This window comes from Pseudomonas sp. REP124 (genome assembly GCF_020164475.1).
In the GTDB taxonomy this organism is placed as follows: Bacteria; Pseudomonadota; Gammaproteobacteria; order Pseudomonadales; family Pseudomonadaceae; genus Aquipseudomonas.
Genome location: NZ_JAIQWX010000204.1, coordinates 1 through 9,194, shown reverse-complemented (window position 1 = coordinate 9,194; position 9,194 = coordinate 1). Strand labels below are relative to the sequence as shown.

6 protein-coding genes are annotated in these 9,194 nt (G+C 61.2%); 4 read left to right on the top strand and 2 right to left on the bottom strand.

The features are described from left to right. Nucleotides 1-23 precede the first annotated feature (23 nt). Nucleotides 24-257, bottom strand: a complete 234-nt coding sequence (locus K9857_RS28290) for a DUF3203 family protein (RefSeq protein WP_224541545.1) — start codon at nt 255-257, stop codon at nt 24-26. Nucleotides 258-377: 120 nt separating this feature from the next. On the opposite strand from K9857_RS28290, the gene K9857_RS28285 reads away from it, so the two are divergent. Then, nucleotides 378-899, top strand: coding sequence for an MgtC/SapB family protein (locus K9857_RS28285; RefSeq protein ID WP_224541543.1), 522 nt, complete (start codon nt 378-380; stop codon nt 897-899). 123 nt (nt 900-1,022) lie between these two features. On the opposite strand, the gene K9857_RS28280 is transcribed toward K9857_RS28285, so the two are convergent. Next, nucleotides 1,023-1,190 carry a hypothetical protein gene (locus tag K9857_RS28280; protein ID WP_224541541.1) on the bottom strand — a complete coding sequence of 56 codons (168 nt, stop codon included), beginning with the start codon at nt 1,188-1,190 and terminating at the stop codon, nt 1,023-1,025. A gap of 205 nt (nt 1,191-1,395) precedes the next feature. On the opposite strand from K9857_RS28280, the gene K9857_RS28275 reads away from it, so the two are divergent. The 3 genes from K9857_RS28275 (at nt 1,396) to glgB (ending at nt 9,172) form a co-directional block, all read left to right on the top strand. Further along, nucleotides 1,396-3,393, top strand: a complete 1,998-nt coding sequence (locus K9857_RS28275; RefSeq protein WP_224541539.1) for an alpha-1,4-glucan--maltose-1-phosphate maltosyltransferase — start codon at nt 1,396-1,398, stop codon at nt 3,391-3,393. A gap of 200 nt (nt 3,394-3,593) precedes the next feature. After that, nucleotides 3,594-6,935, top strand: coding sequence for a maltose alpha-D-glucosyltransferase (gene treS, locus K9857_RS28270; RefSeq protein ID WP_224541537.1), 3,342 nt, complete (start codon nt 3,594-3,596; stop codon nt 6,933-6,935). A 2-nt stretch (nt 6,936-6,937) separates the two neighbouring features. After that, nucleotides 6,938-9,172, top strand: coding sequence for a 1,4-alpha-glucan branching protein GlgB (gene glgB, locus K9857_RS28265; RefSeq protein WP_224541535.1), 2,235 nt, complete (start codon nt 6,938-6,940; stop codon nt 9,170-9,172). Nucleotides 9,173-9,194: the final 22 nt, after the last annotated feature.

The following is a 9,194-nucleotide window of genomic DNA, read 5'->3' as shown; positions in this document are numbered from 1 at the left end:
CAGGCTGTGTTGATGCGGATCAGTCAAATCACCGAATCACTGTCGGTGGCCTTCAGGTGCCGGCGTCCGTCGACGGCGCCTGCTACGGTCAATGCATCGGCTTCTGCTTCGGTGATGTAGATACGCTGGCCATTGATGTCCACCGCCGACATGGCCTTGGCCCCGTCGGTGATGATGGTGACATCGGGACACAGGCGAATTTCCTCGCCATGTTCGACGGTAAAGAAACAGGTCTGGTTCTCGATTCGAACGGTCATGACGTCATCCCTTTCTTGCGACTGATGAAACGTTAGGGCACAGGCACTGGCCATCGTTCTGTGCAACCGATTAATGGTCGGTGCGGTCCATCCTCCATGGCCCCTCGAAAGGACAACACCATGAACGCCTGGTGGCACGAAGTCTGGGTGACCCTGCAAGCGGAATTCGCCGACATCGGCGATGCCGCACAACTGACGCGCGTCACCGTGCGCCTGCTGATGGCCGCGGTGCTGGGCGGGATTCTCGGGTTTGAGCGCGAGCACAAGGGCAAGGCGGCCGGGGTGCGCACTCATATGCTGGTGGCACTTGGCGCGGCATTGTTCGTGCTGGTGCCGCAGATGTCCGGGTCGGAGGCCGATGCGATGAGTCGGGTGGTGCAAGGCGTGATCGCGGGGATCGGCTTTCTGGGTGCGGGCACCATCTTGAAGAACCAGGATGGAGACGAAAGTCATGTGAAAGGACTGACCACGGCCGCCGGATTATGGATGACCGCCGCTATCGGCGTCTGCGCAGGACTGGGGCGGGAGGCAACGGCGGTGTTGAGTACCGTTCTGGCCCTGGCGGTTTTCAGCGTGATGCCCAGGATCGTGAAAATCTTCGAAAAAGACGAAAAAGATGAAAAAGACCACGATCACCTGTAGGAGCGAGCTTGCTCGCGATGGTAGCCCAGGCAGCGCTGGCATCCAGACAGCCAGCGTTATCGTTTACGACCATCGCGAGCAAGCTCGCTCCTACAGGGATCGGGGGTGATCATCAGGTTGTCGTCATTGCTGAACAACAATCACCGGCGGCATCGTGTCAGGCGGGTCTTGCTTGGGCGGTGGGGTGGTGCCTGGCGGTTCCTGCTCGGGCACCGGCTGCGGATCGGTCGGTGGGATCACCGGCTGGTCGATGTTCGGATCAGGCGTTTCTGCCGGGAAAGGATTGTTCATTGTTCAAACCTCCAGTGGCACATGGCGTGAGTCGTGCTTAAGTGGATTGACCACGGTTCGATGGATTTGATTCCGGCTAATTGGCGCTGAACTTTTACGGCGGGCCATCGCTCGGAACCTAAGTGAGTTCATTCGGCGATGGACGACCGATGTGAATGACGACCAGACACAAGAGCGTCCATGGGGCGTGAAGGAGAGATGCTCGATGACTGCTGAAAAACCGACGGAACTGAGCTACAACCCGCATATCCCGCTGTCGCAAGCCCTTCTGCTCCCGCGTATCGCCATCGAAAGCACCATGCCGACGCTTGAAGGCGGGCAATTTGCGGTCAAGGCGGTGGTAGGCGAGGAAGTAGAGGTGTCGGCCAAGGTGTTCGCCGACGGCCACGACAAGATGGCGGTGCGGATTCGCTGGCGGGCGGACGGCGAGGAGGTCTGGCACAGCGAGGTCATGGCCGACCAGGGCAACAATGGCTGGCTGGGCCGCTTTCGCGTGCGCGAACAAGGCCGCCATGTGTTCTGCATCGAAGCCTGGATCGACCAGTTCGCCAGCTTTTGCTACGAACTGAAGAAAAAACACGACGCCGGCGTACCGGTGAGCCTCGAACTGCAGGAAGGCCGTCTGCATGTGCAGCAGGCCGCCGAGCGCACGGAAGGGCAACTGAGCGAGCAACTGGCGGCCTTGCACCATGAACTGGCGATTTTGCTGGAAGCCGAGCAGGTCGCGCTGTTTTTGGACCAACGTAGCGCCGACTTGATGGCCCAGGCCGATCACCGCGCCTTTTTGAGCCTCAGCCCCGAATACCCGGTGGATGTCGAACGCGAATTGGCGCAGTTCGCCAGCTGGTATGAACTGTTTCCCCGCTCGATCACCGACGATCCTTCCCGACACGGCACGTTCAACGATGTGCATTCGCGTCTCGCGATGATTCAGGACATGGGCTTCGACGTCCTGTACTTCCCGCCGATCCACCCGATCGGCCGCAGCTTCCGCAAGGGCCCGAACAATTCCCTGACCGCCGGCCCCGACGATCCGGGCAGTCCTTATGCCATCGGCAGTCCCGAAGGCGGGCACGAGGCGATTCACCCGCAACTGGGCAGCCGCGATGATTTTCGTCGGCTGGTGGCGGCAGCCCGCGATCATGGCCTGGAGATCGCTCTGGATTTCGCTATTCAGTGTTCCCAGGACCACCCGTGGCTGCAGCAGCATCCGGGCTGGTTCAACTGGCGGCCGGACGGCACGATCAAATACGCGGAAAACCCGCCGAAGAAATACCAGGACATCGTCAACGTCGATTTTTATGCGGTCGATGCCATCCCCAGTCTGTGGGTCGAGCTGCGCGACATCGTTGTCGGTTGGGTGCTGGAGGGCGTGAAGCTGTTTCGCGTCGACAACCCGCACACCAAGCCGCTGCCATTCTGGCAATGGCTGATCGCCGACGTGCGGGCGCTGTATCCCGAAGTGATCTTCCTCGCTGAGGCCTTCACCACGCCGGCGATGATGGCGCGCCTGGGCAAGGTCGGTTACTCCCAGAGCTACACCTACTTCACCTGGCGCAACACGAAGCAGGAACTGGCGACCTATTTCACCGAGCTGAACGAGTCGCCGTTGCGTGAGTGCTACCGACCTAACTTCTTCGTCAACACGCCGGACATCAATCCGGGGTTCCTGCATGACTCCGGGCGTCCGGGTTTCCTGATCCGTGCGGCGCTGGCGACCATGGGCTCGGGCCTGTGGGGCATGTATTCGGGGTTTGAGCTCTGCGAGTCGGCGCCGGTGCCGGGCAAGGAAGAGTACCTCGACTCCGAGAAGTACGAGATCCGTCCGCGGGACTTTACGGCGCCAGGGAACATCATTGCCGAGATCGCCCAGCTCAACCGGATCCGTCGGCAGAACCCGGCGCTGCACAGCCATCTGGGCCTGAAAATCTACAACGCCTGGAACGACAATATTCTGTACTTCGGCAAGCGCAGCGCCGATGGCAGCAATTTCATTCTGGTGGCGGTCAGCCTCGACCCGCATCACCCGCAGGAGGCGAATTTCGAGTTGCCGCTGTGGGAAATGGGCTTGCCGGACGACGCCAGCACCCAGGGCGAAGACCTGATGAACGGGCATCGCTGGACCTGGCATGGCAAGTACCAATTCATGCGCATTGATCCGGCGTACCAGCCGTTCGGGATTTGGCGGATTACCACTACTTAAGGCGACTCGGGCCGTGTGGCGAGGGGGCTTGTCGAATCGTCGCACCGCCCCGTTGGGTCGCACGGCGGCCCAGCTTTTCTGGCAGATGCACCGAGGTATCCGAATTTACGACTGCTTCGCAGCCGAACGGGGGCAAGCCCCCTCGCCACAGAGACCGTGTTCACAATTTCCGGCTCTGTTCATGTACACAGGAGTTTCAAATGGCGAAGAAACCCAAGGCAGCCACATTCATCAAGGACCCGCTCTGGTACAAGGACGCGGTGATCTATCAAGTCCACGTCAAATCCTATTTCGACTCCAATAACGACGGTATCGGCGACTTTCCCGGCCTGATCGCCAAGCTCGACTACATCGCCGAGCTGGGCGTCAACACCATCTGGCTTCTGCCGTTCTACCCCTCGCCACGACGCGACGACGGTTACGACATCGCCGAATACCGTGGCATCCACAGCGACTACGGGACCATGGCCGACGCCAAGCGATTCATCAGTGAGGCGCACAAGCGCGGCTTGCGGGTGATCACCGAGCTGGTCATCAACCACACCTCCGATCAGCACCCGTGGTTCCAGCGCGCGCGCAAGGCGAAGAAGGGCTCGGCGGCGCGGGACTTCTATGTCTGGTCCGATGACGATCAAAAGTACGACGGCACCCGGATCATCTTTCTCGATACCGAGAAATCCAACTGGACCTGGGATCCGGTGGCCGGCCAGTACTTCTGGCACCGCTTCTATTCCCACCAGCCGGACCTGAATTTCGACAATCCGCAGGTCATGAAAGCCGTGCTGTCGGTGATGCGCTACTGGCTCGACATGGGCATCGACGGCCTGCGCCTGGACGCGATTCCCTACCTGATCGAGCGCGACGGCACCAACAACGAGAACCTGCCGGAGACCCACGACGTCCTCAAACAGATTCGCGCCGAAATCGATGCCAACTACCCGGATCGCATGCTGCTGGCCGAGGCCAATCAATGGCCGGAGGACACCCAGCTGTACTTCGGCGACACCGACAAGAGCGGGCTCAATGGCGACGAATGCCACATGGCGTTCCACTTCCCGCTGATGCCGCGCATGTACATGGCGCTGGCCCAGGAGGACCGCTTCCCGATCACCGACATCCTGCGCCAGACCCCGGAAATCCCGGCCAATTGCCAGTGGGCGATCTTCCTGCGCAACCACGATGAGCTGACCCTGGAAATGGTCACCGACCGCGAGCGCGACTACCTGTGGAACTACTACGCCGCCGATCGTCGCGCGCGGATCAACCTCGGCATTCGCCGGCGCCTGGCGCCGCTGATGGAGCGCGATCGCCGTCGGGTCGAGTTGCTCAACAGCCTGCTGCTGTCGATGCCCGGCACGCCGACCTTGTATTACGGCGATGAAATCGGCATGGGCGACAACATCTACCTGGGCGACCGCGATGGTGTGCGCACCCCCATGCAATGGTCGATCGACCGCAACGGCGGCTTCTCCCGCGCCGATCCGGCCAGTCTGGTGCTGCCGCCGATCATGGACCCGCAATACGGTTACCTGTCGGTCAACGTCGAAACCCAGGCTGGCGACCCGCACTCGCTGCTCAACTGGACCCGACGCATGCTCGCGGTGCGCAAGCAATCCAAGGCGTTCGGTCGCGGCACCCTGAAAATGCTCTCGCCGTCCAACCGCCGGGTGCTGGCCTATACCCGGGAGTTCACGGGGGAGGACGGCAAGCACGAAATCATTCTGTGTGTCGCCAACGTCTCGCGCAGCGCGCAGGCGGTGGAGCTGGACCTGTCGGCCTATGTCGGCATGGTGCCGGTGGAGATGCTCGGCGGTAATGCGTTCCCGCCCATCGGCCAGCTCAGTTTCCTCCTGACCCTGGCGCCTTACGGTTTCTACTGGTTCGGCCTGGCGGCGGAAAACCAGATGCCGAGCTGGCACGTGGAACCGGCGCAGAGCCTGCCGGATTTCACCACCCTGGTGCTGAAAAAGCGCATGGAAGAATTGCTCGAAGCACCTGCGCGCGCCACGTTGGAGCAGGGCATTCTGCCGAGCTGGCTGCAGAACCGCCGCTGGTTCGCCGGCAAGGACGCGGCCGTCGAGCAGGTCAACCTGGCTTATGGCGTGCGCTTTGGCGATGCGCAGCACCCAGTGCTGCTCAGCGAAATCGAAGTGACCAGCGCCGGCCAGACTCATCGTTATCAACTGCCGTTCGGCTTCATTGCCGAAGATCAGTTCGGCGCCGCCTTGCCGCAGCAGCTGGCCCTGTCGCGGGTCCGTCGCGGGCCGCAGGTGGGACTGATCACCGATGCCTTCAGCCTCGAACACTTCATCCGCTCGGTATTGCAGGCCATGCAGAACGAGACGGTTCTGGCGTGTGATGGCGGCGATATCCGTTTCGAACCGGGGTCCGGACTGGCGGAATTGGGTCTTAACGCTGATTCCGAAGTGCGCTACCTGTCCGCCGAGCAATCCAACAGTTCGGTGGTTATCGGCAACAGCCTGGTGCTGAAGCTGATCCGCAAAGTCGCGTCCGGCGTGCACCCGGAGCTGGAAATGAGCGCCTACCTGACCAACGCCGGCTATCGCAACATTTCGCCGTTGCTCGGTTCGGTGGTGCGTCGCGACGGCAATGGCGAAGACAACCTGCTGATGATCGCCCAGGGCTACTTGAGCAATCAGGGCGATGCCTGGGAGTGGACTCAGAACAACCTCGAACGGGCGCTGCGCGACGAACTGGCAGACGCCATGTCCGAGCAGGAACAGCATTACAACGCCCTCGGCGAACTGAAAGATTTCGCCGGCATGCTGGGCCAGCGCCTGGGTGAAATGCATCAGGTGCTGGCGGCATCAAGCGACCAACCGGATTTCGATCCGCAGGTCACCTCGCAAAAGGATGCGCAGGCTTCGGGCAAGGACGTGGCGGCGCAAATCGAGCATGCATTGACGTTGCTCAAACAGCATCAAAACGAACTGAACCCGGCGGACAAAACCCTGGTCAGCCGTTTACTGGACAACAAAAAAGCCATCCTCAGCCACGTCCAGGCGCTGGGCAAACAGACGGCGGGTGGCTTGCGCATGCGCGTGCACGGCGATTTGCATCTGGGCCAGGTGCTGGTGATCAAGGGCGATGCCTACCTGATCGACTTCGAAGGCGAACCCGCGCGGCCACTCGACGAGCGCCGGGGCAAGCACAGCCCGTACAAGGACGTCAGCGGCGTGTTGCGTTCTTTCGATTACGCAGCGGCGATGACCATCAACGTGCACAACGTCGACAACACCGCTGAAGCCCAGGCAGCACGGCAACGGGTGGCAGAACGCTATTTAAGGGAAGCAAAACAGGCATTTATCGACGCTTATCGGCTGGCGGCAGCTACGCTTGGCCATGCGTGGCAAGATCCGGAAGGCGAGGACGCCGCACTGGCGTTGTTCGGTCTGGAGAAAGCGGCGTACGAAGTGGCCTATGAGGCGGAGAATCGCCCGACCTGGCTGCCCGTGCCATTGCACGGTTTATATGGATTATTGAGTGGGCTTAAACCCTTTTCCGATCTTGGTGGAGAGTAGTCATGAGTTTCTCGAACAAGGAACAGGGTCATCGTCACAATGAAGCGCTGCTGCCGGCGGCGCGAGATATCGATGCACTGGTGCGGGCCGAACATCACGACCCGTTCGCCATTCTTGGCCCCCACGGCGACGGTTCCGGGGGGCAATATATTCGTGCTTATCTGCCGGACGCCTTGAGCGTTCAGGTGCTGGCCCGGGATTCCGGGGAAGTGCTGGGCGATCTTGAAGCCGCCCAGACCCCGGGTTTGTTCGTCGGGCATTTCGATCATGCGCAGCCTTATCTGCTGCGTGCACGCTGGGCCGGTGGCGAGCAGATCACTGAAGATCCCTATAGTTTTGGCGAGTTGCTCGGCGAGATGGATTTGTATCTGTTTGCCGAGGGCAATCACCGCGACCTCAGCAGTGCTCTGGGCGCGCAGCTGAAAACCGTCGATGGCGTCGATGGCGTGCGCTTTGCGGTGTGGGCGCCTAACGCCAGGCGGGTGTCGGTGGTCGGTGATTTCAACAACTGGGACGGACGCCGCCATCCGATGCGCGTGCGTTACCCGACCGGGGTCTGGGAATTGTTCATCCCGCGTCTGCAAGCGGGGGAGGCCTACAAGTACGAGATTCTCGGCAAAGAAGGTATCCTGCCGCTGAAGGCCGACCCGATGGCGCTGGCCACCAGCATGCCGCCGGATACTGCGTCGAAAGTAGCTTCGCCACTGAAGATCGACTGGCAGGATCAGGACTGGATGCAGGCGCGGGTCGAGCGTCAACGTCATAACGCGCCCCTGTCGATTTACGAATTGCACGCCGGATCCTGGCAATGCGAGCTGGATGATCTGGGTGAGGTCTCCCGCCAGTACACCTGGCCGGAACTGGCCGAGCGGCTGATTCCGTACGTCAAGGAACTGGGGTTCACCCACATCGAACTGATGCCGATCATGGAGCACCCGTTCGGTGGTTCATGGGGTTACCAATTGCTTTCGCAGTTCGCCACCAGCGCCCGTTACGGCAGCGGCGATGAGTTTGCGGCCTTCGTCAACGCCTGCCACCAGGCCGAGATTGGCGTGATTCTCGATTGGGTACCCGCGCATTTCCCTACCGACACCCATGGCATGGCCAATTTTGACGGCACTGCACTGTACGAGTACGGCAATCCCCAGGAAGGTTTTCACCAGGACTGGGACACGCTGATCTACAACCTGGGGCGCACCGAGGTCCACGGCTACATGCTGGCGTCGGCGCTGCACTGGCTGAAGCATTTCCACGTCGACGGCCTGCGGGTCGATGCGGTGGCGTCGATGCTCTACCGCGACTACTCGCGCAAGGCCGGCGAATGGGTACCGAATCGTCACGGCGGGCGGGAGAACCTGGAAGCCATCGATTTCCTGCGGCATCTGAACGACGTGGTCGCCCTGGAAGCACCGGGCGCCCTGGTGATCGCCGAGGAATCCACGGCCTGGCCGGGTGTCAGCCAGAGCACGCAACAGGGCGGACTGGGTTTTGCCTACAAATGGAACATGGGCTGGATGCACGATTCGCTGCATTACATCCAGCAGGATCCGGTGTACCGCGCCCACCATCACAACGAACTGAGTTTTGGCTTGGTGTACGCCTGGTCCGAGCGCTTCATCCTGCCGATCTCCCACGATGAAGTGGTGCACGGCAAGCATTCGCTGATCGACAAGATGCCGGGCGACCGCTGGCAGAAATTCGCCAACCTGCGGGCGTACCTGAGTTTCATGTGGACCCATCCGGGCAAGAAGTTGCTCTTTATGGGCTGCGAGTTCGGCCAGTGGCGCGAGTGGAATCACGATCAGCAGTTGGACTGGTACCTGTTGCAGTACTCGGAACACAAGGGTGTGCAGAAGCTGGTCAGCGACCTCAACCACCTGTACCGCGATATCCCGGCGCTGCATGAGCAGGACGATGTGCCGCAGGGCTTCCAGTGGCTGATCGGCGACGATGCGATCAACAGCGTCTACGCCTGGCTGCGCTGGAGCCGCGAAGGCAAGCCGGTGCTGGTGGTGGCCAACTTCACCCCGGTGCCGCGTGAGGCGTACCGCGTCGGCGTGCCGTTTGCCGGGCGTTGGAAGGAGTTGCTCAATAGCGATTCGGCGATTTATGCCGGTTCTGACTATGGCAACAGTGGCGGGGCGGATGCCGAAGAAACGCCGAGCCATGGGCAGGCGTTGTCGCTGGTGCTGAATCTGCCGCCGTTGGCGGTGTTGATATTGAGTCCGGAGGGCTGATCCGGGATCGGGTTGCCTTCAT

Excerpts from the sequence above, each read along its gene's own strand:
- glgB (WP_224541535.1), top strand. The coding sequence starts at position 6,938 with ATGAGTTTCTCGAACAAGGAACAGGGTCATCGTCACAATGAAGCGCTG.
- treS (WP_224541537.1), top strand. The coding sequence starts at position 3,594 with ATGGCGAAGAAACCCAAGGCAGCCACATTCATCAAGGACCCGCTCTGG.
- K9857_RS28285 (WP_224541543.1), top strand. The coding sequence starts at position 378 with ATGAACGCCTGGTGGCACGAAGTCTGGGTGACCCTGCAAGCGGAATTC.
- K9857_RS28290 (WP_224541545.1), bottom strand. The coding sequence starts at position 257 with ATGACCGTTCGAATCGAGAACCAGACCTGTTTCTTTACCGTCGAACAT.
- K9857_RS28280 (WP_224541541.1), bottom strand. The coding sequence starts at position 1,190 with ATGAACAATCCTTTCCCGGCAGAAACGCCTGATCCGAACATCGACCAG.
- K9857_RS28275 (WP_224541539.1), top strand. The coding sequence starts at position 1,396 with ATGACTGCTGAAAAACCGACGGAACTGAGCTACAACCCGCATATCCCG.